Source organism: Pseudoalteromonas sp. P1-9, from assembly GCF_001399975.1.
Lineage (GTDB): Bacteria > Pseudomonadota > Gammaproteobacteria > Enterobacterales > Alteromonadaceae > Pseudoalteromonas.
Genome location: NZ_LKBD01000152.1, coordinates 1 through 370 on the forward strand (window position 1 = coordinate 1; position 370 = coordinate 370).

The window sequence follows — 370 nt, forward strand, 5'->3', positions numbered from 1 at the left end:
TTCATCTTATTTAAATAACAAGTAGCTTCCACCTACAGCAACACCCGTTACAATCGCAGCTGTCATACCTGCGGTTACTAAACCAACTACCACAAATGCGGTTAAAGCTGCTGTCATTACAATATCAAATACGTTGTTCATTTTTTATCTCCGAGTAGCTTTTAAATTATTTAGTTAGCATGTATGTGCCGCCAATTGCTGCACCTGCCATAATTGCGGTTGTCATGCCTGCCGTTACAAGACCAGCTACTACAAATGTTGTTAAACCAGCAGCCATTAAAATCTCGATTGCGTTTGATGTATTCATTGTTCAATTTCCTATTTAAGTGTGAGTAAAGCGTGTTGCTTGAGTTAAATAATAGGCGATTGA

The 370-nt window shown here is 38.4% G+C and carries 2 protein-coding genes; both read right to left on the bottom strand.

Annotation, left to right across the window (positions count from 1 at the left end):
• Positions 1-6: 6 nt before the first annotated feature.
• Positions 7-141: a hypothetical protein gene (locus tag AN214_RS23235; RefSeq protein ID WP_267884436.1), complete on the bottom strand. Its 135-nt coding sequence runs from the start codon at positions 139-141 to the stop codon at positions 7-9.
• 25 nt (positions 142-166) lie between these two features.
• A complete protein-coding gene (locus AN214_RS22800) occupies positions 167-307 on the bottom strand; it encodes a hypothetical protein (protein WP_157813533.1) in 141 nt (46 codons plus the stop codon).
• Positions 308-370 lie beyond the last annotated feature (63 nt).

Coding starts and splice junctions, on each gene's coding strand:
- AN214_RS22800 (WP_157813533.1), bottom strand. CDS start 307: ATGAATACATCAAACGCAATCGAGATTTTAATGGCTGCTGGTTTAACA.
- AN214_RS23235 (WP_267884436.1), bottom strand. CDS start 141: ATGAACAACGTATTTGATATTGTAATGACAGCAGCTTTAACCGCATTT.